This is a genomic window from Polaromonas sp. P4_F9 (assembly GCF_056401235.1).
In genome coordinates this window covers 230,229-254,246 of the sequence record NZ_JBFUJT010000002.1, presented here as the reverse complement: position 1 = coordinate 254,246, position 24,018 = coordinate 230,229, and the positions used below count along the sequence as shown (strand labels likewise).

Sequence of the window (24,018 nt, the reverse complement as noted above, 5' to 3'; positions counted from 1 at the left end):
CGCTGCTGTTCCTGGCTGTGTTTTTTCTGCTGCCGGTGGGCGAAATCCTGCTGAACTCGTTCAAGGCGGATGACACGCATTGGGGCATGACCCAGTACGCCCGGCTTGCCGCCGAGACGTCTTATGCGAAGGTCATTGGGACTACCTTTGTGATCTCGCTGGCAGTCGCGGTCATCAGCGTACTGCTGGCGTACCCGCTGGCCTGCCTGCTTAGCCAGATCTCCGCCAAGCGCCGGTCGCGCTGGTTGATCTGGCTGTTGATTCCCTTCTGGACCAGCTACCTGGTCAAGACCTTCGCCTGGATGTTGCTGCTGTCCAGGACCGGTGTGATCGGTGTCCTCGCCAAGGCTTTCGGCGCGGATCAATTCGACATGTCCATCATTCCGTCCATGAGCGGCGTGCTCATCGGCATGGTTCACGCTCTGGTACCCCTGGCCGTGGTCAGCATGCTGCCGATCATGCAGGGCATCAATGCCCAATTGATCAGTGCTGCGCAGACCTTGGGTGCGGGGCGCAAGGGCGCGTTTCTGACGGTCTTCCTTCCGTTGTCTCTGCCGGGTGTCGCGGCCGCCGGCCTGCTGGTCTTCATCACCAGCCTGGGCTTCTTCATCGTGCCAGCTCTGCTTGGCTCGCCGAAGCAGACCATGGTCGCGCAACTGATCATCTCGGTCATCCTCGAGCTGTTCAACATGCCTTTTGCTGGTGCGCTCTCGGCGGTGCTGCTCGTCGCTACCATCGTCGTGTTTGTGGTGTACGACCGCGCGGTGGGTCTGTCGTCGATTGGTGGGGTGGCCTCATCCCGCAGGGCGTCCGGCATTGGCACGCAATGGTTTTTCCGGTTGATGGTGCGCATCGGGCTCTGGTTCGATCAGTGGTCACCGCGTGGTGGATCTGCGCCGTTGGGCGAAGGCGGTGCGGTGCTGAAAACCTACGGCGTATTGGTGGTTGTGCTGCTGGTGTTGCCGACCATGATCGTGATCCCGATCTCGTTCACCAGTTCGTCCTTCCTGTCGTTCCCGCCGCAGGGCTTCAGCCTGCGATGGTATGAAACCTTCCTCACCTCGCCCATCTGGCAGGCAGCGATGCTGCGGTCGGTGCTGGTCGCGGTGCTGACGGCGGTGGTCTCCGTGGCGATGGGCCTCGGCGCCGCATTGATGCTGGCTAAAGTCGGAGGGCGAGCGAGCAATGCACTCTTTGCTTTCTTTGTCGCGCCGCTGATCCTGCCGCGCATCGTGGTGGCGGTGGGCCTGTTCTACCTGTTCGCCCGCCTTGGGCTGATCGGCACCGAAACCGGCTTGGTGATTGGGCACACGGTGCTCGCCATTCCGTATGTGGTGGTCACGCTGGCCGCGGCGCTCAAGCGCTACGATTGGCGTCTCGATGATGCCGCCAGGATCCTGGGCGCTTCATCCTTCGCACGCATCCGGACGGTGATGATTCCGATCCTGCTGCCGTCGATGGCGTCGGCCTTCCTGCTGGCGTTCCTCACGTCGTTCGATGAACTGACCATCGCGATCTTTGTGAGCGGCGGCCTCAGCACCACGCTTCCCAAACAGATGTGGGACGACATGATTCTTCAGGTCAACCCAACTCTTGCCGCCGTATCGACCACCCTGCTGGTCGTTGTCACCCTCTTTGTCTTTGTGATGTCGCTCGCCAGACGCGACCGTTCCGACCATGAATGAATTCCTGTATTTCGAACGCCGGTGCGCGGACGACCAACTCGACGTTGTGAGTGTGCTCTTCCAGGGGCTAAGTCGCCCCACTGAAGAGGACGTGCTTTTCTTTGAGCGCGACCCGTGGCCTACCAGCCGACTGAGGAACGCTGTTGCCGCCTGCCAGGCGTGGTTGGCCGCCGAGGGTCTCGCCCGTGGCGACCGAGTCGCAGTGATGTTGAAGAACAGTCCCGACCACGTCGCGCTGATCTACGCATTGATCCTGTCCGGCATCGTGTGGATACCGGTCAACACACGCCTGAAGTCCGAGGGCCTTCGCTACCTGGTCTGGCACAGCAAGCCAGACCTGATCGTCGCGGACGTTGAGTTGGCGAAGATGTTTGACGACACCATTCGTTCGGAATGCCGTATCGTCCAGCCCTTGCCTTGCGATGGGTATCTGGGCGGCGCCGTTTTGCAACGTATCGACAGTGCGCCGCTGGACACTCTCTGCGTGATCTATACCTCGGGCACCACCGGCGCGCCGAAGGGCGTGCAGTTCACGCACCGCATGCTGCGCATCGCCACCGAGGCGGCCCTGATGGTCGCCGATGGACGGCCCGGTGACCGGCTCTTTTTATGGGAGCCCCTGTGCCATGTTGGCGGCGCGCAGATGCTGCTGGCACCGTTCCTGGAAGACGTCCGGTTGCATGTCTATCCGGGGTTCTCGGCCAGCCGCTTCTGGCAACAGATAGTGCAGTCAGGCGCTACGCAGCTTCACTACCTGGGGGGCGTGCTGGAGATATTGCTGCAGCAGCCGCGCGAGGCCATTCCGCCGCATGCGCTGCGCATCGCGTGGGGAGGGGGGCTCAATTCTCATTCCTGGAATCTGGTTCGCGAGGCTTTCGGCGTGGAGGTGCGCGAATGCTACGGGATGACGGAGTGTTCAAGTTTCGCCACGCTTAACGCGGAAGGGCGACCGGGCTCGATCGGCAAGCCGCTGCCCTGGATCGACATTGAACTGGTGGATGCAGAAGGACAACTGGTTGCAGCCGGCGTCCACGGCGAGATGGTGTTGTCCAGCCGCGTGCCCGGTGCATTCCTGAGCGGCTACCTGGACAACCCAGACGCCACAGCACAGGCTGTGCGCGGCGGCAAACTTCACACCGGTGACTATGCCTGGAAGGATGCCGCAGGCTATTACTATTTTGTCGGCCGACGGACAGACAGCATGCGCGTGCGCGGCGAAAACGTCTCGGCCTGGGAGGTCGAACGAGTCTTCGCCCAGCACCCGTCGCTTGCCATGACCGCCGCCATTGGTGTCACCAGCGATATTGGTGAACAGGAAATCCTGATCTATCTTCAATTGGCGGACGGTGTGCTGCAGGATCCAGCATCGGTGACGCCCGAACTGGCCGGATGGGCGGCGGAGAAACTGGCCAGCTTTCAGGTGCCACGCTATTACAAGTTTATTGAGCGGTTCGACCTGACTCCGAGCGAGCGGATCAGGAAGCATCTTCTGTCACGGGATATCACCGATGCATGGGATCGACGTAGCGTTGGATCTACGCCGTCTTCCGCATTGAAAAATCTGGCTTGAAATCGAATGGAGTAGGAGAAATGTTGGGTAGAAATGTGAAATGTGAAATGTGAAATTTGAAATGAGGTGACCGTCCCTGATGCCACAGTGACCTGGATGTCTGTCAGCGTCACGCTTACGACCAGCCTCGAATTTCGGGCCCCATTCAGGCGTCTACCTGCTGCGGGTATTTTTCGGGGTTTTCCTTCCCGACGCAGCCACGCATCACCTTCAACGCGGTGCTGGAGGGGGCTCCCGCTTGAGGCGTCGAAGCAAACGGGCGCCAGCATCAAAGCCACGGCAAACGCCGGTGGCGACCACGCCGATGACGGCGAGCATCGCCGTTCCGTACTTCATGAGTGTGGCTCATTGGCTCATAAAAAATACTCGTTGGACTTTGTCCGCGTCTCTCAGCGATAGTGGGTGCAACCAAAAGGACAAATACAAGCAATGCGAACAAACCTCCTCTGGCCGGTTTTGGCCGTCGCCGCCTACACGGTCTTCCCAGTTCAGGCCCAGACCACTTCACAGGCCACAGCGGCGCCTTCGATGCATCCGGTCGGCTACGGCGCATCCATGTCCCTGGCTGCGGCCAAAAAAGTCACAGATGCAGCCATGAGCGAGGCGAGACGCGTTGGGGTGCCCATGGTCGTCGCCATTACGGATCAGGCCGGTGTGCTGCTCTACCTCGAGAGGCATGACGATGCCATCCTGGCCGGTGTGACGGTCGCACAGGAAAAGGCCAAATCAGCGGCGACTTTCAAGAGGCCCACAAAAGCTTTCGAGGATGTCATCGGCGGGGGCGGCAGCGGCAACCGGGTGTTGGGACTAGCGGGCGCTGTGCCGCTCGAGGGCGGCTTGCCCGTGATTGTTGATGGGAAGATCGTGGGGGCGATCGGTGTCTCTGGGGGGAGCTGTGCGCAGGATGGGCAAGTGGCGAAGGCCGGACTTGAGGGGCTGAAGTGAGTCTGCATGTAGACGTCTGCGGCCTCGCGAACGTCCTTTGATGGCGTCAATCAACCCGCCGTCAGTCTCGGCCCATGCCTTCGGTGCCAACGAATATTCCGGAAGAACGCGCAGAACCGGCTATCCGTGCGGCGCTGCAGGCGGCTCCCGCTTGCGGCCGCCAAGCAAACGGGCACCGGCATCAAAGCCACGGCAAACGCCGGTGGCGACCACGCCGGTGACGGCGAGCATCGCCGCGGTGTGAACCCCCACCGCCGCAAGCGCCAGCATCAGTGAACCTGATGCGGTGATCTCGCGGGCCGATGCGTCCCCGGCGCAAAGCGGAATCAGTGCCGGCACCAGCATCAAGCCAGCGCCGTGCGCGGTGGACATTATGAAGGACCAGAGCGCCAGCCCGGCGTGCCCTGCAGGCGCGCGCGCCACCTTGGGCAGGCGCCCCGACAGGTGAGCGATCACGGCGACGGCAAGGACGCCGCCCGCCAGGACCTGGAGCATTGCACGATCCATCGCCAGGCCGAATACCACCGCGCCGGCCACCAGCGCAACCGATGCGGCGTGCCCGGCCGCGATCGGCACCAGGGCCCGCAGTGCCTGCGCCCGGTCGCGCGAGCGCAGGCCCCAGGCGGCGGCCCATATCCAGCCACTTGCAGGGTTCAGCCCATGAAGGGCGCCGACCCCTGCCACCACGAACCACGGCCAAAGGCTTGACATGATGCGCGCACCGGTCCCGGGTCGGTCAGGCCTTCGTGCTGCAGCACGAAGCGGCTTCAGGCGCGGACGTAAATGCGGACGCGGTTTCGTAGCGGTCGTGGTGGCGCACCCAGTCCATCTTGTAGAACCCGTCGTGTTCGTCACGGCCCTTGGGCGCGAGGTCCAGCATGTTGTAAGTGCCTATCATCACCTCCACACCGCGCCCGTAGGTCGAGTAGGTGTGAAAGACCTCGCCCGCGTCGTCCTTGTAGAACAGGCTGATGCCAGGGGCTTCCTCGGCCGGGAATTCCACCATGCCGTAGTTGTAGTTGACGGTGCCGTTGACTCGTTCCTCCGGCTTGAAGCTCACGTGGAAGTCGTAGTTGAAGTCGTTGCCGTTCGATGAAACCCACTTGAACTGCCAGCCCATGCGCTGGCGAAAGCGCTCGATCTCGGGCAGTGTCGCGCGCGAGACGGCCACGAAGCTCACGTCGCGGTGCTCAAGGTGGATCTTCATGCCGTCGGTGTGGTCGGCCATGAAGGAGCAGCTCGGGCAGCCCTGCTCCCAGCCGGGGCCGAACATGAAGTGCTGCACTATCAACTGGCGGCGGCCTTCAAACAGGTCGGCGAGCGAACGCTTTCCTTGGGGCGTGTCGAAAACATAGCTCTTCTCGATGCGAACCCAGGGCAGGGCGCGGCGCTCGCTGGCAATCTGGTCGCGCAGGTGCGTCAGCTCCTTCTCTTGCGCCAGCAGCGTCTTGCGCTCGGCCAGCCATCGCTCCCTGGAGACGACGGGGTGGTTTGTGGTGTTCATTTTTTCGGCAGTTGCTGTATTCATGGTTTTCTCCTTGGCTCGATGAGCCGTTTGCATGGGTTTGCCTTGCGTGAGTCAATGCGCTGCCCGACCCGTGCTGGTAACAGGTGCGCTCGTTATCGGCCTTAAGGCCGAATGGGGTTGTCAGCGCAAGGGCGCCATGCCTTGCGAGCTGCGTTCTATGCGGCCTTGGGCCGCCGCACGGCGCGGACTTTTCCGCTCTTTCCGCCGCCGCAATAAAAGAGGTCCGCGCCGTCGGATTCCAAACCGCTGACGCCGACGCCATGCGGCATCTCCAGCCGCTCGAGCACGGCGCCGCTTTGCGGGTCGATCCGGCGAATCTCGCTGTCGTCGCCCTCCCAGGTGCCGTGCCACAGTTCGCCGTCSACCCAGGTCACGCCGGTGACGAAGCGGTTGGATTCAATCGTGCGCTGGATGGCGCCTGTCTTCGGGTCGACCTGGTGGATCTTGCGGTCACGGTACTGGCCCACCCACAGGCTGCCCTCTGCCCAGGTCAGGCCCGAGTCGCTTCCGCTGCCGGGCGCCGGGATGGACGCCACCACCTTGCCGGTGGCCGGGTCGATCTTGTCGATGCGCGTCTCGGCGATCTGGTAGATGTGCGTGCCGTCAAAGGCGGTGCCGGCGTCGCCCGCGCACTCCAGCGTGCGCGTCTGCTCGCCGCTGGCGGGGTCGAAGGCAATCAGCCTGGCGCCGGTGGCGGCCCAGACACGCTTTCCGTCGTGGGTGACGCCGGCAATGTCATTGACGCCGGGGAAGGGGCCGTATTCGCGCACGACCTCGGCAGGGCGTGCCTTGGCCTCGGGTCTGTCCTTGATTGTCTTGCTGCTCATCGCTGCTCCTTGTGACGCACCGTGAATCGGCGCCGTGGAGACAACTCTACCCAATCGGCAGCGCAGCGGGGAGTAACAAGATCGTCGTGAATCCCGCCAGCGGTGGCGCCAGCCAGCGCTGCGCCCGCGCGCGCCCAATGGAGCGCACCCGCCCGTCGGCTTCGAGATCGGCCAGCGCCCGCTGCACGGTGCGCTGGCTTGCCCCCAGGGCCAGCGCCAGGGCGGAGGTCGACCAGGCCGCGCCATCGGAGAGCAGCGCCACCAGCGATGCCTGGTCGCCGTCAATGGGCGGCGCCAGCACGGCCACGTCGCGCTCGGCCAGCGGCTTCAAGATAAAGCCTCGCTCGGTGGCTTCGATGGCTGCGAGTGTTTTGACCAGCGCGCGCAAGCGGCCGATCTCGACCCTCAGGCGCGCCCGATGTGTCTCGTCAGGGCGCCTGGTGCGAAACGCGGATTCGATCAAGGCTTCGCGGCTCACGTCGCCCGGCCATGCTTCAGCGAGCGAACGTGCCAGCGAGAACAGCACAGGCCGGCGCGCCAGCGGCCGCCACTGGTCGCCGGCGCCCAGTCCGCGCCGGCAGGCGTCAACCACCAGCGCGTCCGAGGCCAGGAGCGCCGAGACCTCGTCGAGGCGCAGCGCCTGCCCGCCGTCGGCGGTGAGGCGCCGGGCAGCAGGGCGATCGAGTGCGGCGCGCGCTTCTGTGACCTCGGCCATGAGCGCCGGCACCTGTGCGCGTTCAGCCGCCGCGTGCGCACGCGCCAGCGCCATCCGCGCCTCGCCGACGCGCAGTGAGCGCAGCGCAAGTTCGGCTGCGGTCAGTTCGGCCACCGCTCTCAGCGAAGGCGGCAGGCCGCGAGCATCCAGCTGTGCCAGCGCGGCTGCCGCCTCATCAAGCCGACCCAGCAGCAACAGCCGGCGCGCCGTGATCAGCCACGCCTGCAGCGCATTGGCGGTGTCGGCATGCGCCTCCAGCGTGGCCGCTGCCGCTGCCAGCGAGCGCGGCGAGCCGGCGAAGTCGCGCATGGCCAGCGCCACTTCGGCTTCCGCCACGACGCAGCGGGCCCGCGCCAGCTCCTCGTGGGCGCCAAAGCCACGGGCAGCGCGGCGAAGGAGTTCGCGGGCGCGCGCGTGCTCACCGAGCTGGGCCATGGCGATGCCGCGCAGGGCCAGCGCCGGCGGGTCGTCGCGCAGGGCGACCCGCTTGAGGGCGCCGAGCGCGTCGCCGGCGGCAAGCGCGCGCGCGGAGGCGGTAATCAGGGAATCCATGACGATAGGCTAGCCACTTGCGCCCTGACGACGCAAGGGGCGGCTTGCGGCTTGCCGCAAGACGTCCCCTTGATGGAGAGGTTACGCGTCGCGGTCAATGATGACAAGCGTGCCATGGCTTCCGGATGCAACGGCGTGTGGGACACCCGCAGGAACAATGTAGATCTCGCCTGCTGCAACCTGCACAAGCTCGCTGTTGAGCCTCAAGTTCATCTGTCCTTCGACGACGAGGAGCGCTTCATCAAAACCGTGGTCTTCATTTGGATACTCGCTCCCATCCATTCGGAGAACCTTGACGTTAGCACCTGCCGCCAAGCCGACTACCCTGGAGCGCCAAGCGCTTGGAAGGGTAGATGCAACTGCCCGTAAATCAATCTTGCTCATCTACCAATCGTAACCGCGGTGACCGCCACAGGGCTGCAGACGAGCGCCATTGGGCTCGGGTTGAAAAGCCAATGGCGACTTTGCAGCGTTTGCGGGTACTCGCCAGCGGCAGCTTTCTGGATGTTGAATTTTAATGGGCGACTTGCCGGTCAGCGGTCGTTCATGGCGGTCAACAACGGGACCAAAGCGGCTGTTCGGTGCGTTCGGTCGTTGCCTCGAACATCAGCGACGTGGAGCAGCAAGGATCAAAGCCATTCCCGCCGCCACGAACGAGTGCGCCGGCCCCTTCTTGCCGAGAAGCGGACCGTTCATATAGGCACCATCGATGAGAAGCACAAGCTGGTCGGCCAGCTCGTCAGGCTTGCGAGCCCCCATTTTCTTGGCCAGCACGCCGAGACGGCGATGCAGTTCCACCTTGTTCCTTCTGGCGACTGCGCGGGCGGGATGGGCTGGGGCCGGGAACTCGGTCGCCACATTGAGAAACGGGCAGCCGCGGTACTTCGGCCCGGCGATATGCTCGGCGATCCAGTGCAGAAGCGCCTGAAGTTCCGCTTCGGCATCATCCTTGCCTTGCGCCGCGACACTTTCCCAGTCACTCCAATACTCGGCATCCTCGTGCTCGAGAAATGCAACCACGAGGTCGTCCTTGGTGGCGAAGTGCCGGTAGAGGCTGGTTTTGGCCACGCCGGATCGTTCGACCACAAGATCGACGCCGACGGCTCTGACGCCTTCCTGGTAGAAGAGCGTCGCCGCGGTCTCAAGGAGGCGTTCCCGCACGCTCAGGACACCCTGCTCATCACTCACTTTGGTGGTCTCCGTCGTACGCTTTTTCATTGCATTTCCTCTATATCCTTGACACGCTACAGATCTGTACTCTACACTCATTGAAAGAGTACAGATCTGTAGCGTCTTGCGGCAGATGGCTCTCCATCGAAGGGATTCAGTGATGACATCAAAAAAACAAGCTGTGACCGTGTATGGCGCCTATGGGCACACCGGGCGGTTCGTAGTTTCGGAGTTGCGCAGGCGTGGCTGGACGCCCATCCTCTCCGGACGCGATCCCGGGAAGTTGAGCGCCGTCGGGGCGGAACACCCCGGGCTTGAGGTGCGGCCCGCATCGGTCGATGAGCCTGCCTCGCTCGATCGTGCGCTGATGGGTGCCGTGGCGGTCATCAACTGTGCCGGCCCTTTTGCCAGCACCTCCGCCCCCCTGATCGAAGCCGCATTGCGTGCCCGGATTCCCTATCTGGACGTTGCGGCGGAAATAGAGGCCAACATTGACACCTTCGAGCTGTTCGCTGATCGCGCACGCGAAGGAGGCATTGTGGTTGTGCACGCCATGGCGTTCTACGGGGGGCTGGGTGATCTGTTGGCGACCGCGGCGATGGGCGACTGGACTTCGGCTGATGAAATTTCCATCGCATACGGACTTGACAGCTGGAGGCCGACGCCCGGTACATTGGTCGCGGGGCAAGTTTCGAAGCAGCGTCGGGACGGCCGTCGGGTTGTCTTCGCGAACGGGAAACTGTCATATGTCACGGGGGCGGCGCCGGTCGTCGACTGGACGTTTCCCGCGCCAATGGGAAAGCAGCCGGTCATCGCAGAGTTCACCATGGCGGACACCGTGACGATCTCGCGTCACCTGAAGACGCCCGAGATTCGCTCGTACATGACGGTCGCAGCAGTCAAGGACCTGACCGATCCGAATCAGCTGGCGCCGACGGCAAGCGACGAAAGCGGCCGATCATCACAAACTTTTCTGGTTGAAGTGCTTGTGCGCCGGGGAGGCGAGGAGCGCCGGGCAGTTGCCAGCGGGCGAGACATTTACGCGTTCAGCGCTCCTCTCGTCGTGGAGGCGATGGCGCGAGTCGTCAGCGGCCAGGTCAAAACAGCCGGCGTCTTTACCGCTGGACAGGCATTTGACGCGCGGGACTTCCTGGCGTCGCTCTGTCCTGAGCATCTCTCATTGGAAATACGATGAGTTTCTTCGAGCCCTCTGAAATCCTGAGGAGTGATGCAGGAGAGGGCTCAGGCTGAGCTTGCAAGCCGATGAGCGTTGATGACGGCGAAGCGTGATGAATCGAGACGAAAGCATTCGTTCGACGCCAGTCAAGCAGCCATTCGCTCTGAATCCATGGGCTGAATGCGCCCGAGGCGCCTTACGCAGGCGGGAATCTCCGGCAAAGGAGTCGACAAGCATGATGGAGAAGACCGCAGGACGCCGTTGACGAGGCTGGCATGCGTGGCCACAATAGCGCATCGTAGCCAATGCCCAACCAGGCGGCGGACTCGTTGGAGAGGCCTGGCCCGCTCTGGAATGGGTGGTCACAGGCGCCATTTCGAGTTTTCAAGGGGGTCTTATGGCTGAGAGCGACAAAGTGTTTGCGGGCTCGATCCCGAAGTTCTACGACACGCTGATGGTCCCCCTGATCTTCGGGGCCTATGCCACCGACATGGCGGAGCTTGTCGCTGCCTCCTTGCCCGGCTCGGTGCTTGAAACGGCGGCCGGCAGCGGCGTGGTCACGCGGGCGCTTGCGCCAAAACTCAGCGCCGACGCGCGCTACGTGGTGACCGACCTCAACCAGCCCATGCTCGACTATGCCGCCACCCGGCAGGGGGGCGATAGCCGCATCGAATGGCGGCAGGCCGACGCGCTCGACCTGCCGTTCGAAGATGCCTCGTTCGACGTCGTGTGCTGCCAGTTCGGCGCGATGTTTTTCCCTGATCGGGTCGCCGGCTACGCCGAGGCGCGTCGCGTGCTGAGGCCAGGCGGGCGCTTTGTCTTCAGTGTCTGGGACCGCATCGAAGAGAACGCCTTTGCCGACGAAGTCACCAACGCCGTCGCTGCGGTGTTTCCGCACGACCCGCCGCGATTCCTCGCCCGCACGCCGCACGGTTATCACGATATCGCACTGATCCGCGAGGAATTGAGACGCGCAGGGTTCGCCGACATCGAGATCGAGACGCGTGAGAAGGTGAGTCGCGCGCCCTCGGCACGCGCCGCCGCCACCGCCTATTGCCAGGGAACGCCGCTGCGCAACGAAATCGAGGCGCGCGACGCCAGCTTGCTTCAGCTCGCTACGGACCGCGCGACGGAGGCGATCGCCAGCCGCCATGGCGAAGGCCCGGTGGTCGGTAAAATTCAGGCGCATGTGATCGTAGCGGCGCGATAGCGGAGTCCCGGTGCAAGGAGGGTACGGGTGCAGCAATCATCGAAATAGACGCCACATTGCCGATACCCAATCTGCCGATGTCAACGTCAGGTATGGAGCGAGCTGCTTGGATACGCCTATGTCGGCAGTGAGTCTGATCCGGTCTCCGCTTTGGGCACTTGGCAGTCGCCCGGCATCTCACAGTGACAGGCGCGTTTTTATGACTTTAAACAAGCCCGTCAAAATTTGGCTGCCAAACCCGCTTGGAGCGAAAATCATGTGACGCCGATGCCACACGGCCGCGAACCGCACGCTGAACTTCCATGCCTTCCCTGTTCGAACCCCGTCTCGTCAACGACCCATTCGGCGACCCGGCCCTGTATGTCGAGTTCCGTGACGAACGGCGCTCGCTGTTGTTCGATCTCGGCGACCTCTCCGTGCTGCCGCCGCGCAAGCTGTTGCGGCTGTCGCATGTCTTTGTTACCCACGCGCACATGGACCACTTTTCGGGCTTCGATCACCTGCTGCGCGTCGTGCTGGGACGCAAGGCGAGCCTGGTCCTGTTCGGCGGGCCCGACTTCGTGGCGCAGGTCGAACACAAGCTGCTGGCCTACACCTGGAATATCGTGCACCGCTACGAGGTCGAGCTGGTGATCGATGTCTGTGAAGTCGGGGTGGACCGGCGCGGGCAGTGGTCCCGCTTTTCGAGTCGGCGTGGGTTTGCGCGCGAGGCTGGCGCCTCTTTCGAGCTGCCCGACGACGTGCTGCACGAGGAAGCGCTCTTTCGCGTTCGCGGCCGCTTCGTCGATCACGCTATCCCCTGCGTGGCCTATGTGATCGAGGAGAAAGCCCAGCTCAGGGTGGCGACGGATCGCCTGGCGGCGCTCGGCGTAACGACGGGACCGTGGTTACGCGAACTCAAGCATGCGGTTCTGACGGGAGCACCGGATGACACGTCGATTCAGGTGCGGTGGCGTGATCGACAAGGCGAGCACGCCATGGAACGCCAGCTCGCCGAGTTGCGCCATCTGGTCCTCGATGTCGTTCCGGGTCGGCGCATTGGCTATGTCACCGACCTCCGATACACCGACGCCAACATCGAGACGCTCGCGCAACTGCTTGCAGATGTGGACATGCTCTTCATCGAAAGCGTGTTCCTGGAGGAGGACCAGGCGCATGCGGCACGCAAGAATCACCTGACGGCCCGCCAGGCCGGCGATATTGCGCGCCGTGTCGGCGCCAGGGCCATCGTGCCATTCCACTACTCGCCACGCTACGCAAGACGATCGGCTGAACTGATCGCCGAAGCGCGGGCGGCCTGGTCGGGTTGGCCGGTGTGACTGCGAGCCAGTCCTGAGTAGACGCGGCCGGCGGGTCCTGTCGGCCAAACTGATCCGGCATGGATGAGTGGACGAGGCACTGGCCGCGTTGGGCTTGTGCGACGGCTGGTATCTCTGATCGTGTCGGCCTCATGGTCCGCAGGCGCGCACTGCTCGATCGGCTGGACGCATTCCCCAAGAGAGCCCTTGGTGTGCTGGCGTTGTGCTCAAGCTTCGATCCACAGTTCCAATTCATCATCCAGCGCGAGTTCCTCGCAATTGGGGAGCTTCGACGGCCCGCCCCGGTCGATCACGAGAAAATCGCAAGCCGAGTGCAGGGGCAGCACCGGGTGATGCCATGTCCCGCGTGCAAAATTGACACCTTGGCCAGGCGACGCCCGAAAGCAGTGGATGTGCTGTGGGCTCAGCGGCGTGTCGGCCGCGGCCACAATCACCAGATAGGGGTGATTTCCCATCGGAATGAACGCTTGGCTGCCGATCGGGTGGCGCTCGAGCAGCCGCAGGCGCAGGGGCAAGTTGCATGGCTGCGCGCGGAAAATGCTAATGACCGGATGGCCATGCTCGGCAGCCACGTCCACCGTTGCCAGATCGTGGTACCGCGTCGCGTCGCCCTGGTTGACCGTGAACTGCTCGACTGAATCACTGGCCTCAATGACATCGCCGTAGCGGCGAAACGCTCCCGCGCTGAGGGGTTCGATGGGCATGACGTGGCTACGGGTTGACATGGTGGTGCCCTTCAGAGGTGGGGGTGGCGAGATCGAAAGGGACGAGCGACATGCAGATAGTTAGAAACTGTTGTTTTGTACAGCATAAGGCGTTGCCCGGTTGTCACGGCTCGGCGAACATCCATACTGCCTCATTTTTTAGCATGATCTGCCAACCCAGTGCTGGCGCTGCTTTGGGGACTTATCCAAAAAGTTATCAACAGCGTAGGCCACAGGCAGCGGGGACAACTGATTGAAGCATTTGCGAGAATCTGGGCCAACATCGCATCGCCGCCGAAAGCTGACTGTCAACTCCAAAGTCGGCTATGGAGGATGCCGCGCACCCGCATTGCAGCGAAATCGGACCTCCCATTGGGACCGCCTAACTCTAACTGGTGGTTCCGGCCAGGCGCAGGCAATCGCCAGTGTCCGCAGGCTGATTACGCCGGGTGATCAATGCAGCGCAAGAACCGGATTGATCGCACCCCGATCCTGTTGCTTCCCGACCTGCGCCGCATGGTCGCGAGATGGTTGCGCCGCTCGTCGAAGGGCGACAACCTCGGATCTCCGCTGCTGTCAGCCCCCATACCAATGTCGGCTGACAGCCTGACGGCGCTGGCGCCGCCATGCGCTTGCGTCACTCTGAATTCGGAGGTTAAATTGCGGTCTGACGATCTTTTCGGAGCATCAGATGGAACGTCCTTCTCGCGAGGCGCCGCAGCGCTTTGTCATCAGCCACCACGACGAGGCCGACTTCAAGACCGGTGGCCTGCGGGACTACTCGGCTTACCGCGATCTGGGCGTCGCGGCTGCGACCAATGGGTTGGCTAAGGCACATGTGATCCGCATGATCGCACCGTTCCGCACCGAACTCAGCGTGCGGCATCACCACAATGTGCACTTCCAGCTGGTCTACTGTCTGAAGGGCTGGTTCCAGACAGACTTCGAGGGCATCGGACCACAGCGGCTGGTCGCCGGGTCGTGCTGGGTCCAGCCACCCGGCATCCGCCACACGGTCGTCGGCTGGTCGGACGACTGCGAGCTCCTCGAGATCCTCATTCCCGCTGAACACGAAACCATCAACGATCCATAAGGCCTCAGCTCTGAGTTTGGCGACCGCTTCGCGCAGAGATGGTTGAATTTCCTATCCGTATTGAAAGAGCTTCAGGAAGGACGAATCATGTCGGAGATTGAAAAAGACCAGGTCGTTGGCGTGCTGAACCGGATACTTGAGGCCGAGCTCGCCGGCGTCGTCCGCTACACCCACTACTCATTTCTGGTATTCGGGTTTGGCCGTATTCCGGTTGTTGCCTGGTTGCGCGAACAGGCCACTGAATCGCTGTTGCATGCCCAGCAGGCCGGGGAATGGATCACCACGCTCGGCGCCTATCCGTCGCTTGCGATCGGCAAGCTGCTGGACAGCCACACCTTTGATATCGCCGCGATCTTGCGCGAGTCACTGGAAGCAGAGATGGGTGCCTTGAAGCTGTACCGCGAGCTATTGACACTGGTGGAGCATCGCTCCGTCGCGCTGGAAGAATATGCTCGCCAGATGATCCAACTGGAAGAACTGCATGCCGGGGACGTGGACAAGATGCTGCGCAAACCGGGACATGCCGCGGCGTTCGCCCCGCCCCAAGGTTGACCGGAACGAAAGCGACCAGCAGCCCGCAAACTGCGGCCGCGTTCAACGCAATCGCCTCAAGCGTATTGCGCGAGGCCGTGGCCGAGGGACCAATTCTCTTTCGCGACCTCGACAATGCTCACGAGCACGTCTTCCGACCGGATGCCGGGGCTTTCGCCGAGCAGCTCCGCGATCCGCCGGAACAGCGCCTTCTTCTGTTCCACGGTGCGGGTGTTGTTCGCGGTGATCTGGATAAACACGAGATCGTCGCTCCGGGCGACGCCAAGATAAGACGTGCCGTAGCGGAAGTTCGCAGCGTCATGCTCCGTGATGGTCATGAACTCGTCGTCTTCGGGCACGTTGAACGTTTCGCGCATCGCGCGGTAAAGGCTGTCGAAGATCGCCTGCCGGTAGGCTTCCGGCTTTCCGGCGCGTAGTGAGATGTGAAGCAGCGGCATTGGGGGCCTTTCCATGTTGTGCTGGCTGCATGTTATCTATTTCGATATGCTATGGATATTTATATCAATAATAACGTTTGAATATGATAGAGCGCCCCCTCGACCTGGATGCCGTCGCGGCTTTCATCCGCATCGCCGAGCTTGGCAGCTTCACGCGCGCGGCTGAAGCCATGCGGACGACGCAGGCCGCGGTCAGCTTGAAGCTCAAGCGGCTCGAAGACAGGCTTGGCTGCCGGCTCGTCGAGCGGACGCCCCGGTACGTGGAGCTTTCGGCGCAGGGCGCAGCCTTCCTCGAACACGCCCGCGAGCTCCTGGAAGTACATGAGCGCGCGCTCGCCGTATTTGCCGGAGCGCGGCAGCGCCTCACCATCGGCATCAGCGACCATGTTGCGGGGCCGGAGCTCCCCGCGTTGATCGCGCGCATGAACGCGCACGACCCGCAGCTATTGATCGAAATCCGGATCGGATCGTCGGGCGACCTGCTTCAAAGCTTCGACCGGCGGGAACTCGACACGGTGATCGTCCGCCTGCATGTCGGGCGCAGCGACGGGGAAATTCTTATCGAAGAAAAATTCGGCTGGTTCGCAGCGCCAGGCTGGCAGCATCGCGCGGGCGAGCCCCTGCCGCTTGCCACGCTTGCCGAGCCCTGCGGCGTGCGTGTGATGGCCGGGCAGTTTCTCGATGCGGCAGGCGTGCCCTGGACAGAAATTTTCGTCGGCGGCGGCGTTGCGGCGGTCGCTGCGGCCGTCATGGCCGGGCTGGGCGTTGCTGCATTGGCTCCGCGCATGCTGCCATTTGGCGCAGTTGACGTGGGCCCCAAGCTCGGGCTTCCCGATTTACCGCGCTTGCCAGTTCTGCTTCACTCAAGGGTCAAGGACGGCCGGTCGCGCGATGCGCTTGCCGCGCTTTCGGCTGCCTTCAAGAGCGCGGTACGAGGCTAACGATGAGCCACGCAGGATAAGCCACACAGCTGGTGAAAGAAGATGAGGTGCCGAGAACCAGGCTCATTGCGGCAAACTCCGGAAAGCCGACATTGTCGAGAGGCCGCAGTTGGCCGGATCCGGGTGCAGCAATCATCGAAATCGGCGCCACATTGCCGACACCCAACCCGCCGATGTCAACCTCGGGTATGGAGCGAGCATTTCGGGTAGACCTATGTCGGCAGTCGACCCCAAGTGAACGCCCCATGTCACAGAGGCAAGGCCGCACGCCGGGCGGTCATGTTGGTGATGGCTTGGCGTCCAGCATCGCTCGTCCCAACGCGATGTCTCCCTGCCTGATCAAGGCCTCGCCGGCACTGACTCGGTCACATGCTGCCCGGTTCTGACTCAATTTGAATTTGCCGACCAGACGGGTGATCTCGATTTCAATGCCCACGATGGCCTGCAACATCGTGTCGATGTAGTCCTGCGGCGCATCGCCCATCTTCCAGGGTGTCGGTTGACCAGCCTCGTGCCTGCGTGTCAGTCGGGCGACGACACCACGAACGTACTTTTCTTCGTCGCGTATGGTGATCCGTCCATGAGCGTGCACGACCCTGTAGTTCCACGTCGGCACCTGCTGGTGTGTCTCATGCTTGCTGGGGTACCAGTTCGGTGAGATGTAAGCCTCTTCCGCGCGAAACACCACGAGCACTTCAGCCCCGTTGCCAATCGACTGCCAGACCGGGTTGTTGCGTGCCACATGTGCTCGCAAAACCCCGTGTTTCCCACCATTGGCATCCAGCTCGAATGGTAGGTGGTTGGCGTCCAACCCATCCCTGTCGTGGGTAACGAGTACCCCCAACGGGTGTTCGACGATAAAGCTGTGCAAGGCTTCTGCTTGCGATTCCTCAAAGTGGCTTGGGACGTACATCCTGGCTCCGAAAGCTTGTAACCAATCTCACGCGGCCACAACCGCTCCTTGCAAGTACGGCGTGATATTTCGCATCGCGCGCGATACGTAGTCTTCCTTTTCTCCCACGGGTGCGACGTAGTGCATCGCGCTCTGGGCCGCCTCGAGGCCCACCAAACGGGCAATGACCCAAATGGCCAGATACTGCGATGCCAGGCAACCACCCGCAGTTGCCACATTGCCCCTGGCAACGAAAGGCTGGTTCAGCACAGCGATGCCGGCTTCTTCGACCCAGGGTTTGGTCGTCAGATCCGTACACGCCGGGACACCATCAAGCAGCCCCAGTTTGGCCAACACGAGTGTGCCGGAGCACTGCGCGCCCAGCAGTTGTCGTGATGGGTCGAGCTTCAATTGCGCCATCAACGCCGCGTCGGCGACGACCTCCCTTGTCTGCATGCCACTTCCAACGATCACCGCATCGGCCTCAGCGGCGTCCCGAAGGGATGCCTGCGCCTCGAGCACCACGCCGTTCATCGAACGGACCTTCGCAGCAGGGCTGGCGATCGAGACGCGCCAGTTCGGCTTCTTTACACGGTTGAGGATGCCGAGTGCAATGAGTGAGTCGAGTTCGTTGAAGCCTTCAAAGGTGAGGATGGCGATGTGCATGGTGTCGTCTGCTCCTGGCAAGGTGGGTTGCGATATGGCATCGTAGGACCAACTCGCAATACAATCAAATTATTGTCATGGATACATTGACGCATGGCCCACGCCCGCTACAAGCAGTTGGTCGACGCACTCGCCGCTGAAATTCGCGCAGGTCTCCTGCCGCCGGGTACACGCTTGCCAACCCACCGGCAACTCGCTGCCAAAGAGGGCCTTGCCCTGGTTACCGCGACCCGCGTCTATGCGGAACTCGAGGCCATGGGACTGGTCAGCGGTGAGACTGGCCGCGGTACCTTTGTCAGAGAGGCCTTGCTTCCTCGCGGCCTGGGCATTGACCAGCATGTCGTTGCAGCGGACATGGTGGATCTGAACTTCAACTATCCGTCGCTGCCGGGCCAGGCCGAGTTGCTGCGAGTGGCCTTGCGCCAGCTCGCCGCTTCTGGGGACCTGGAAGCCCTGTTGCGCTACCAACCCCATGGAGGGCGCCAGCACGAGCGGGCGACAGTGGCTCGCCATCTCGCATGCCGGGGTCTAACGGTGACGGCGGACCAGGTGATGATCGTCAATGGGGCCCAGCATGGGTTGGCAACGACCGTGATGGCGCTGCTGCAGCCAGGTGACGTGGTTGCGACCGACGCACTGACCTATCCGGGGTTCAAGCTGTTGGCTGAAGCGCATCGCCTGGAGCTGGCGCCCGTCCCGGCGGCCGGACATGGCCCTGATCTGGACGCGCTGGAGCGGTTGTGCACGAGGCGACGGGTGCGGGCCATCTATGTGATGCCGACGCTGAACAATCCTCTGGGGTGGGTGATGAGTGCAAGCCGGCGGCGGCAATTGGTTTCGATCGCCCGTCGGCATGGTCTGCTCATCATTGAGGATGCGGCTTATGCCTTTCTTGCTGAGGATCCACCCGCCCCTTTGGCTGCGCTTGCCCCTGAGACGACTGTCTACGTCTCGGGATTTTCCAAGAGCGTAGCAACAGGGCTGCGCGTTGGATTTATCGCCGCACCGGCTGAATGGGTGCCCAGGATCGAGCGAGCGATCAGGGCCACCATTTGGAATACGCCTGGCGTGATGACGGCGATCGCATGCGCTTGGCTCGACGACGGCACCGTCACCCGCCTCGAATCGGAGAAGCGCCGGGATGCAACGATCCGGCAAGCGATCGCCAACGACATCCTCGTCAGAATGCCTCGCGTTAGCCATCCCGCGTCCTATTTCGTCTGGCTCCCCCTGGCGGAAGAGGTCCGTGCCGACCAGGTGGTGATGGCGCTCATGCGCGAACGGATCTCGGTGTCAACGGCTGAGCCTTTCGCAACGTCCGCCCAAGTGCCGCATGCAATCCGATTGGCATTGGGATCCGTCGAGCTGGATACCCTCCGAGAGGCGCTGGAGAAGGTCAGGCGCGTGATCGATGAACAAACCTATTGAGGCACGGGCATCTGGTTGCGGGTGCAGCAATCCTCGAAAAATCGGCACCACATGGCCGATACCCAACCTGCCGATGGCAACGTCGGGTATGGCGCGAGCAGCGTGGAAGTCCTATGTTTACTGAGCTTGCCTTGGATTAATGCCCGTGCTGCAGGTCGGTTTGCGAAGTTACGGCCGGGTCGACAGAGCCAGCCGCTCGATACATGCGCTGCTGTTCCTCGAATTGAAGGCGCGTGATATCACGTTCCAGTCCCACAAACTGGGCCTGAGGGACGGGTTGCGTTTTATGCAAACCGACCCATACATCCGTGATCCGTTTGTCGGAAAACACGTGATTCACCAATTCGTTCAGGCGCGTTTCCAGCAAAGGCGTATGTGCGCTCAGCGGCCACTCGTCGAGTACCCATCGGCAGATCGGCTCGTAGTCGAAACATTGAGCCAACGTAGAGGGGAATGTCTCGGCCAGTCCGCTGATGCACAAGCTCACCAGAACCGGCTGCGATTCACGTTCATGCTCGTAAATGCCGACGCGCAACCGTGTCCGGAGCGACTGGACGCGGATCGTCCATTTGGAGTGAAGCGTCATCAGCCGTTCAACTCACGCATTTGATCGAGGCGGTGCGCAAAACGTTGCGACCGATGTCGTTTAAACACTAACATTCAACGATGTTGACCGCCAGGCCACCGCGCGCGGTCTCCTTGTACTTGGTCATCATGTCGGCACCGGTTTCGCGCATGGTCTTGATGACTTTGTCCAGGCTCACATGATGCGTGCCGTCGCCATGCAAGGCCATACGGGCGGCATTGATGGCCTTGACCGAGGCAATCGCGTTGCGTTCAATGCAAGGTATCTGAACCAGCCCGCCGACCGGGTCGCAGGTCAGCCCCAGGTGGTGCTCCATGCCAATTTCGGCCGCGTTTTCCACTTGCTCCGGGGTACCCCCCATGACGGCACACAATGCCGCTGCCGCCATGGAGCAAGCCACGCCGACCTCGCCCTGGCAGCCGACTTCGGCCCCCGAGATCGAGGCATTTTCCTTGTACAGCATGCCAATGGCGGCGGCGGTCAACAGGAAGTCGATCACGCCGTTTGGCGTGGACGTGGCGACAAAGCGCACGTAATAGTGCAGAACGGCCGGCACGATGCCCGCTGCGCCATTGGTGGGCGCCGTGACGACGCGGCCCCCCGCGGCGTTTTCTTCGTTTACCGCCAAGGCGTAGAGGTTGACCCAGTCCAGCACCTGCAGCGGATCACGCAGGGCGGCCTCCGGATTGGAACGGAGTCTGTGGTGAAGGTCGGCCGCACGACGCTTGATTCTGAAGCCGCCGGGCAATACGCCCTGGGTGCGGCAGCCGCGCTCTACGCAGGCTTGCATCACCGTCCAGATCTTTTGCAGGCCCGCGTCGATGTCGGCATCGCTGCGCCAATGCCGTTCATTGCGGCGCATGAGTTCGGCAATCGAGATGCCCGCGGTTTTGCATTGCTGCATCAGCTCATCGCCGCTGTGGAAGGGGTAAGGCAGCACGGTGATGTCTGGCGCCAGTATTTTTTGCTTGCTCCCATCGGCCGCCACTTCGTCGCTGACCACAAAGCCACCACCCACCGAGTAGTAGCAGCGGTTCAGCAGCTCTGCGCCCACCGCGTCATACGCGATGCAGCGCATGCCGTTGGGGTGAAAGGGCAGAGTCTCGCGGCGGTAAAACGCCAGATGGTCTTTTTCCTTGAATGGAACCGCGTGCTGGCCTGCCAGCCGTAGTTGGCCTGTGGTGCGGATCGCCTCCAGCAGTGCTGGAATGGCTTCCACGTCGACGTTTTCGGGATCATGTCCTTCCAGCCCTAGCAGGACGGCTTTGTCGGTGCCGTGGCCTTTGCCCGTCGAGCCCAGGGAGCCGTACAGCTTGACCTCGATACGTGCGCAGGACGCCAACAGGCCTTGATGCAGCAGCCGGTCGGTGAACAGGTGAGCCGCCCGCATCGGACCCACGGTGTGCGAGCTGCTCGGGCCGATACCAATCTTGAAAATATCAAAAACACTGACAGCCATGGTGGAGGATCTCGTTTAGCGCTGTGCGCTTTGATACTGGGGATGCACGAAGAAAGGGGTGCCCGAGCGCGGCAAAGGTGCCTTGCCTCGGATGGCGCCGGCCAGCTTTTCGGCCGGCATGATGGTCAACGCAGCACCACGGTTTTCATGCCGTTGATAAATACCCGCCGCTCCAGTACGAAACGCAGGGCCCGCGACAACACCAGGCTTTCCACCAGGCGGCCCGCCTGTGACAGATTTTGCGGCGTATCGGCATGGTCTACGCGTTCGAGCGACTGCTCGATGATGGGGCCTTCGTCCAGGTCGGTGGTGGCAAAGTGGGCGGTGGCACCAATCAGCTTGACACCACGGTCGTGGGCCTGCTGGTACGGCTTGCCGCCTTTGAAGCCGGGTAGAAACGAATGGTGGATATTGATGACCCGGCCATGTAATTGCAGGCACAGCGCCTCTGACAAAACCTGCATGTAGCGGGCCAGCACCACGAATTCGGCCCTGGTATCGGCGATCAGCTGTTGCAGTTTTTCTTCCTGCGCGGGCTTGGTCTCGGCGCTGATCGGCAGATGGTGAAAAGGCAGGCCCTCGGCTTCGGCCAAGGGTGCCAGATCGGCATGGTTGGAAACGATGGCAACAATGTCCATCTTCAATTCACCGCGTCGCCACTGCGCAATCAGTTCACGCAGGCAATGGTCAAACCTGGACACCATGACCAGCACGCGGGTCGGCTGCGCCAGGTCATGCACCTGCCATTGCGCCTGTGGGAAGCCTTGCGCCAATTCGGCAAAAGCGCAGCGCAAGACTTCTACTGGACTGCGCAAGCTGAAAACGCCACGTACAAAAAAACGCTCGGTCGTATGGTCGTCAAACACCGAAAACTGTTCGATGTAAGCCCCATGCTGGTCGAGCAATGCAGATACGGCGGCGACCTGCCCTCGGGCGCTGCCGCAGGCCAGATTCAGGCAGTAATGGTTGTTTTGGTCCGACGTCATGAGCGCGAAAGAGTTTGAAGGGCTGTGGGTTTTGGTTGAATTTTGCATAACGTTTTCACCATGCGGGGCATCGCCCCGGATTCATGAAAGCTAGGCGGCCTTCTTCAGTTGTCCATGCGGGTCGATGACGAATTTTTTCGGCGCGCCAGCGTCGAACTCGGCATAGCCCAAGGGTGCGTCGTCGAGCGATATCACTTGCACACCCACCACATCGGCGATCTTGATACGGTCCCACAGAATGGCTTGCATCAGCGCGCGGTTGTATTTCATGACGGGCGTCTGGCCGGTAAAGAAACTGTGCGATTTGGCCCAGCCCAGACCCAGGCGAATGCTGAGGGAGCCGTGTTTTGCTGCCTTGTCGACGCCACCGGGGTCCTCCGTGACGTACAGGCCCGGAATGCCTATCTTGCCCGCTGCCCGCGTGACCTCCATCAACGAATTGAGCACCGTGGCCGGGGCTTCCACCTGCGAGCCTGCATGGCCATGGCCACGCGCCTCGAAGCCCACCGCGTCAACGGCACAGTCGACTTCCGGCGTACCCAGAATGTGCGCAATCTGTTCGACCAGCGTTGCATCCTTCGACAAATCGACTGTCTCGAAACCAACCTTGCGTGCATGTTCGAGGCGCACCGGATTGATGTCACCGACGATGACAACAGCAGCCCCCAGTAGTCGTGCTGATGCGGCGGCGGCCAGGCCAACCGGCCCTGCACCCGCCACATACACCGTGCTGCCTGGGCCAACCCCGGCCGTCACCGCACCGTGGTAGCCGGTGGGCAGGATGTCGGACAGGCAGGTCAGGTCGCGGATTTTTTCAATCGCCTGCGCGCGATCAGGAAACTTCAACAAATTGAAGTCGGCGTACGGCACCATGACATATTCGGCTTGCCCGCCGATCCAGCCACCCATATCGACGTATCCATAGGCCCCGCCCGCACGCGACGGGTTGACGCTCAGGCAGACACCAGTGTGCTGCTCTTTGCAGGTGCGGCAGCGCCCACATGCCACATTGAACGGAACTGAAACGACGTCGCCGCGTTTCAGCGTTTCAACGTCACGGCCCACTTCGAGTACCTCTCCCGTGATTTCATGGCCCAGCACCAGCCCGGCCGACGCTGTGGTGCGGCCGCGCACCATATGCTGGTCGGAGCCGCAGATGTTGGTGGTGAGCACCTTCAGGATCACGCCGTGTTCGGCTGTGCTACCCAGTGGATTGACCAGTTTGGGAAACGGAATGGACTGAACTTCGACCTGGCCCTGGCGCAGGTAAACGACACCGCGATTAGCTGACATTTTTGTCTCCTTGGTTTTGCATGAAATGGCTTGTATGGCTTATATGGCTGTGGTTTTAGGCGCGTGCTGCTTGCTTGGGTCTGGCTTTGTTGAGAATGGCCAGCATCACCGCGGTGTCCATTGCCGTGCTGAATGGCAGCCTTTTTTGCACCACCACATTCGAGGCAACGCGCTTCATAGCCCGGTGGCACGATGGTGAATACCTCGGCCTCACCGTTGAGGCCAAGCCCGCAATGGCTGGTTTTGACTTCATGACCCGTTCCTTGTAAATGTGAAGTAGCAC

The 24,018-nt window shown here is 62.1% G+C and carries 25 protein-coding genes; 11 read left to right on the top strand and 14 right to left on the bottom strand.

The window, feature by feature from the left end; all coding sequences use genetic code 11:
* The first annotated feature begins 35 nt into the window (after nucleotides 1–35).
* From AC1DUB_RS03290 to AC1DUB_RS03280, 3 genes are all read left to right on the top strand, one after another.
* Nucleotides 36–1,685, top strand: coding sequence for an ABC transporter permease subunit (locus tag AC1DUB_RS03290; protein WP_477728288.1), 1,650 nt, complete (start codon nucleotides 36–38; stop codon nucleotides 1,683–1,685).
* A complete protein-coding gene (locus AC1DUB_RS03285; RefSeq protein WP_477728287.1) occupies nucleotides 1,678–3,255 on the top strand; it encodes an AMP-binding protein in 1,578 nt (525 codons plus the stop codon). The genes AC1DUB_RS03290 and AC1DUB_RS03285 overlap by 8 nt, the downstream gene beginning before the upstream one ends.
* 429 nt (nucleotides 3,256–3,684) lie before the next feature.
* On the top strand, nucleotides 3,685–4,200 hold the full coding sequence (locus AC1DUB_RS03280) for a GlcG/HbpS family heme-binding protein (protein ID WP_477728286.1): 516 nt from the start codon (nucleotides 3,685–3,687) through the stop codon (nucleotides 4,198–4,200).
* Nucleotides 4,201–4,320: 120 nt separating this feature from the next.
* Here the strand turns inward: AC1DUB_RS03280 and AC1DUB_RS03275 are convergent, their stop codons facing one another.
* From AC1DUB_RS03275 to AC1DUB_RS03250, 6 genes are all read right to left on the bottom strand, one after another.
* Nucleotides 4,321–4,911 (bottom strand): hypothetical protein, encoded by a 591-nt coding sequence (locus AC1DUB_RS03275; protein WP_477728285.1) that lies wholly within the window; start codon nucleotides 4,909–4,911, stop codon nucleotides 4,321–4,323.
* Between the two features lie 25 nt (nucleotides 4,912–4,936).
* Nucleotides 4,937–5,728, bottom strand: coding sequence for a DUF899 domain-containing protein (locus AC1DUB_RS03270; protein WP_477728284.1), 792 nt, complete (start codon nucleotides 5,726–5,728; stop codon nucleotides 4,937–4,939).
* A 155-nt stretch (nucleotides 5,729–5,883) separates the two neighbouring features.
* On the bottom strand, nucleotides 5,884–6,555 hold the full coding sequence (locus AC1DUB_RS03265; RefSeq protein ID WP_477728283.1) for a Vgb family protein: 672 nt from the start codon (nucleotides 6,553–6,555) through the stop codon (nucleotides 5,884–5,886).
* A gap of 46 nt (nucleotides 6,556–6,601) precedes the next feature.
* Nucleotides 6,602–7,822, bottom strand: coding sequence for a helix-turn-helix domain-containing protein (locus AC1DUB_RS03260; RefSeq protein WP_477728282.1), 1,221 nt, complete (start codon nucleotides 7,820–7,822; stop codon nucleotides 6,602–6,604).
* A gap of 81 nt (nucleotides 7,823–7,903) precedes the next feature.
* Nucleotides 7,904–8,206 carry a cupin domain-containing protein gene (locus AC1DUB_RS03255; RefSeq protein WP_477728281.1) on the bottom strand — a complete coding sequence of 101 codons (303 nt, stop codon included), beginning with the start codon at nucleotides 8,204–8,206 and terminating at the stop codon, nucleotides 7,904–7,906.
* 222 nt (nucleotides 8,207–8,428) lie between these two features.
* Entirely contained in the window at nucleotides 8,429–9,040 is a 612-nt protein-coding gene (locus AC1DUB_RS03250; RefSeq protein WP_477728280.1) for a TetR/AcrR family transcriptional regulator, read from the bottom strand.
* Between the two features lie 112 nt (nucleotides 9,041–9,152).
* On the opposite strand from AC1DUB_RS03250, the gene AC1DUB_RS03245 reads away from it, so the two are divergent.
* From AC1DUB_RS03245 to AC1DUB_RS03235, 3 genes are all read left to right on the top strand, one after another.
* Nucleotides 9,153–10,187, top strand: coding sequence for a saccharopine dehydrogenase family protein (locus AC1DUB_RS03245; protein WP_477728279.1), 1,035 nt, complete (start codon nucleotides 9,153–9,155; stop codon nucleotides 10,185–10,187).
* A gap of 379 nt (nucleotides 10,188–10,566) precedes the next feature.
* Nucleotides 10,567–11,379 (top strand): class I SAM-dependent methyltransferase, encoded by an 813-nt coding sequence (locus AC1DUB_RS03240; protein WP_477728278.1) that lies wholly within the window; start codon nucleotides 10,567–10,569, stop codon nucleotides 11,377–11,379.
* A gap of 302 nt (nucleotides 11,380–11,681) precedes the next feature.
* The gene (locus tag AC1DUB_RS03235) at nucleotides 11,682–12,698 is read left to right on the top strand and encodes a ribonuclease Z (RefSeq protein WP_477728277.1); all 1,017 of its coding nucleotides are present in this window, start codon (nucleotides 11,682–11,684) and stop codon (nucleotides 12,696–12,698) included.
* A 206-nt stretch (nucleotides 12,699–12,904) separates the two neighbouring features.
* On the opposite strand, the gene AC1DUB_RS03230 is transcribed toward AC1DUB_RS03235, so the two are convergent.
* The gene (locus AC1DUB_RS03230; RefSeq protein WP_477728276.1) at nucleotides 12,905–13,402 is read right to left on the bottom strand and encodes an ureidoglycolate lyase; all 498 of its coding nucleotides are present in this window, start codon (nucleotides 13,400–13,402) and stop codon (nucleotides 12,905–12,907) included.
* 691 nt (nucleotides 13,403–14,093) lie between these two features.
* Between AC1DUB_RS03230 and AC1DUB_RS03225 the strand changes: the two genes are divergently transcribed.
* Together AC1DUB_RS03225 and AC1DUB_RS03220 are read left to right on the top strand one after the other, a co-directional pair.
* Nucleotides 14,094–14,495 (top strand): cupin domain-containing protein, encoded by a 402-nt coding sequence (locus tag AC1DUB_RS03225; protein WP_477728275.1) that lies wholly within the window; start codon nucleotides 14,094–14,096, stop codon nucleotides 14,493–14,495.
* 87 nt (nucleotides 14,496–14,582) lie between these two features.
* Complete coding sequence (locus AC1DUB_RS03220; RefSeq protein ID WP_477728274.1) at nucleotides 14,583–15,047, top strand: ferritin-like domain-containing protein; 465 nt, start codon at nucleotides 14,583–14,585, stop codon at nucleotides 15,045–15,047.
* 56 nt (nucleotides 15,048–15,103) lie between these two features.
* Here AC1DUB_RS03220 and AC1DUB_RS03215 read toward each other — a convergent pair whose 3' ends face one another.
* Nucleotides 15,104–15,484 (bottom strand): tautomerase family protein, encoded by a 381-nt coding sequence (locus AC1DUB_RS03215; RefSeq protein WP_477728273.1) that lies wholly within the window; start codon nucleotides 15,482–15,484, stop codon nucleotides 15,104–15,106.
* A gap of 83 nt (nucleotides 15,485–15,567) precedes the next feature.
* Here AC1DUB_RS03215 and AC1DUB_RS03210 point away from each other — a divergent pair, with 83 nt between their 5' ends.
* Entirely contained in the window at nucleotides 15,568–16,425 is an 858-nt protein-coding gene (locus AC1DUB_RS03210) for a LysR family transcriptional regulator (RefSeq protein ID WP_477728368.1), read from the top strand.
* 277 nt (nucleotides 16,426–16,702) lie between these two features.
* Here the strand turns inward: AC1DUB_RS03210 and AC1DUB_RS03205 are convergent, their stop codons facing one another.
* Nucleotides 16,703–17,338 carry an FMN-binding negative transcriptional regulator gene (locus tag AC1DUB_RS03205; protein WP_477728272.1) on the bottom strand — a complete coding sequence of 212 codons (636 nt, stop codon included), beginning with the start codon at nucleotides 17,336–17,338 and terminating at the stop codon, nucleotides 16,703–16,705.
* 27 nt (nucleotides 17,339–17,365) lie between these two features.
* Nucleotides 17,366–17,983 carry a DJ-1/PfpI family protein gene (locus tag AC1DUB_RS03200; RefSeq protein ID WP_477728271.1) on the bottom strand — a complete coding sequence of 206 codons (618 nt, stop codon included), beginning with the start codon at nucleotides 17,981–17,983 and terminating at the stop codon, nucleotides 17,366–17,368.
* A gap of 93 nt (nucleotides 17,984–18,076) precedes the next feature.
* Between AC1DUB_RS03200 and AC1DUB_RS03195 the strand changes: the two genes are divergently transcribed.
* The gene (locus tag AC1DUB_RS03195) at nucleotides 18,077–19,411 is read left to right on the top strand and encodes an aminotransferase-like domain-containing protein (protein ID WP_477728270.1); all 1,335 of its coding nucleotides are present in this window, start codon (nucleotides 18,077–18,079) and stop codon (nucleotides 19,409–19,411) included.
* Nucleotides 19,412–19,547: 136 nt separating this feature from the next.
* Here the strand turns inward: AC1DUB_RS03195 and AC1DUB_RS03190 are convergent, their stop codons facing one another.
* From AC1DUB_RS03190 to fdhA, 4 genes are all read right to left on the bottom strand, one after another.
* On the bottom strand, nucleotides 19,548–19,997 hold the full coding sequence (locus AC1DUB_RS03190) for a dihydroneopterin aldolase (protein ID WP_477728269.1): 450 nt from the start codon (nucleotides 19,995–19,997) through the stop codon (nucleotides 19,548–19,550).
* A gap of 67 nt (nucleotides 19,998–20,064) precedes the next feature.
* Nucleotides 20,065–21,456, bottom strand: a complete 1,392-nt coding sequence (locus AC1DUB_RS03185) for an L-serine ammonia-lyase (protein ID WP_477728268.1) — start codon at nucleotides 21,454–21,456, stop codon at nucleotides 20,065–20,067.
* A 125-nt stretch (nucleotides 21,457–21,581) separates the two neighbouring features.
* Nucleotides 21,582–22,442 (bottom strand): formyltetrahydrofolate deformylase, encoded by an 861-nt coding sequence (gene purU / locus AC1DUB_RS03180; protein WP_477728267.1) that lies wholly within the window; start codon nucleotides 22,440–22,442, stop codon nucleotides 21,582–21,584.
* A 90-nt stretch (nucleotides 22,443–22,532) separates the two neighbouring features.
* A complete protein-coding gene (gene fdhA, locus AC1DUB_RS03175; RefSeq protein ID WP_477728266.1) occupies nucleotides 22,533–23,735 on the bottom strand; it encodes a formaldehyde dehydrogenase, glutathione-independent in 1,203 nt (400 codons plus the stop codon).
* 95 nt (nucleotides 23,736–23,830) lie between these two features.
* On the opposite strand from fdhA, the gene AC1DUB_RS03170 reads away from it, so the two are divergent.
* A complete protein-coding gene (locus tag AC1DUB_RS03170; RefSeq protein WP_477728265.1) occupies nucleotides 23,831–24,004 on the top strand; it encodes a hypothetical protein in 174 nt (57 codons plus the stop codon).
* The last annotated feature ends 14 nt before the right edge of the window (nucleotides 24,005–24,018 follow it).

Excerpts from the sequence above, each read along its gene's own strand:
- AC1DUB_RS03255 (WP_477728281.1), bottom strand. The coding sequence starts at position 8,206 with ATGAGCAAGATTGATTTACGGGCAGTTGCATCTACCCTTCCAAGCGCT.
- AC1DUB_RS03280 (WP_477728286.1), top strand. The coding sequence starts at position 3,685 with ATGCGAACAAACCTCCTCTGGCCGGTTTTGGCCGTCGCCGCCTACACG.
- AC1DUB_RS03215 (WP_477728273.1), bottom strand. The coding sequence starts at position 15,484 with ATGCCGCTGCTTCACATCTCACTACGCGCCGGAAAGCCGGAAGCCTAC.
- AC1DUB_RS03235 (WP_477728277.1), top strand. The coding sequence starts at position 11,682 with ATGCCTTCCCTGTTCGAACCCCGTCTCGTCAACGACCCATTCGGCGAC.
- AC1DUB_RS03230 (WP_477728276.1), bottom strand. The coding sequence starts at position 13,402 with ATGCCCATCGAACCCCTCAGCGCGGGAGCGTTTCGCCGCTACGGCGAT.
- AC1DUB_RS03190 (WP_477728269.1), bottom strand. The coding sequence starts at position 19,997 with ATGACGCTTCACTCCAAATGGACGATCCGCGTCCAGTCGCTCCGGACA.
- AC1DUB_RS03245 (WP_477728279.1), top strand. The coding sequence starts at position 9,153 with ATGACATCAAAAAAACAAGCTGTGACCGTGTATGGCGCCTATGGGCAC.
- AC1DUB_RS03200 (WP_477728271.1), bottom strand. The coding sequence starts at position 17,983 with ATGCACATCGCCATCCTCACCTTTGAAGGCTTCAACGAACTCGACTCA.
- AC1DUB_RS03210 (WP_477728368.1), top strand. The coding sequence starts at position 15,568 with ATGATAGAGCGCCCCCTCGACCTGGATGCCGTCGCGGCTTTCATCCGC.
- fdhA (WP_477728266.1), bottom strand. The coding sequence starts at position 23,735 with ATGTCAGCTAATCGCGGTGTCGTTTACCTGCGCCAGGGCCAGGTCGAA.
- AC1DUB_RS03185 (WP_477728268.1), bottom strand. The coding sequence starts at position 21,456 with ATGGCTGTCAGTGTTTTTGATATTTTCAAGATTGGTATCGGCCCGAGC.
- AC1DUB_RS03205 (WP_477728272.1), bottom strand. The coding sequence starts at position 17,338 with ATGTACGTCCCAAGCCACTTTGAGGAATCGCAAGCAGAAGCCTTGCAC.
- AC1DUB_RS03260 (WP_477728282.1), bottom strand. The coding sequence starts at position 7,822 with ATGGATTCCCTGATTACCGCCTCCGCGCGCGCGCTTGCCGCCGGCGAC.
- AC1DUB_RS03240 (WP_477728278.1), top strand. The coding sequence starts at position 10,567 with ATGGCTGAGAGCGACAAAGTGTTTGCGGGCTCGATCCCGAAGTTCTAC.
- AC1DUB_RS03220 (WP_477728274.1), top strand. The coding sequence starts at position 14,583 with ATGTCGGAGATTGAAAAAGACCAGGTCGTTGGCGTGCTGAACCGGATA.
- AC1DUB_RS03170 (WP_477728265.1), top strand. The coding sequence starts at position 23,831 with ATGGCCAGCATCACCGCGGTGTCCATTGCCGTGCTGAATGGCAGCCTT.
- AC1DUB_RS03285 (WP_477728287.1), top strand. The coding sequence starts at position 1,678 with ATGAATGAATTCCTGTATTTCGAACGCCGGTGCGCGGACGACCAACTC.
- AC1DUB_RS03250 (WP_477728280.1), bottom strand. The coding sequence starts at position 9,040 with ATGAAAAAGCGTACGACGGAGACCACCAAAGTGAGTGATGAGCAGGGT.
- AC1DUB_RS03195 (WP_477728270.1), top strand. The coding sequence starts at position 18,077 with ATGGCCCACGCCCGCTACAAGCAGTTGGTCGACGCACTCGCCGCTGAA.
- AC1DUB_RS03270 (WP_477728284.1), bottom strand. The coding sequence starts at position 5,728 with ATGAATACAGCAACTGCCGAAAAAATGAACACCACAAACCACCCCGTC.
- purU (WP_477728267.1), bottom strand. The coding sequence starts at position 22,442 with ATGACGTCGGACCAAAACAACCATTACTGCCTGAATCTGGCCTGCGGC.
- AC1DUB_RS03275 (WP_477728285.1), bottom strand. The coding sequence starts at position 4,911 with ATGTCAAGCCTTTGGCCGTGGTTCGTGGTGGCAGGGGTCGGCGCCCTT.
- AC1DUB_RS03225 (WP_477728275.1), top strand. The coding sequence starts at position 14,094 with ATGGAACGTCCTTCTCGCGAGGCGCCGCAGCGCTTTGTCATCAGCCAC.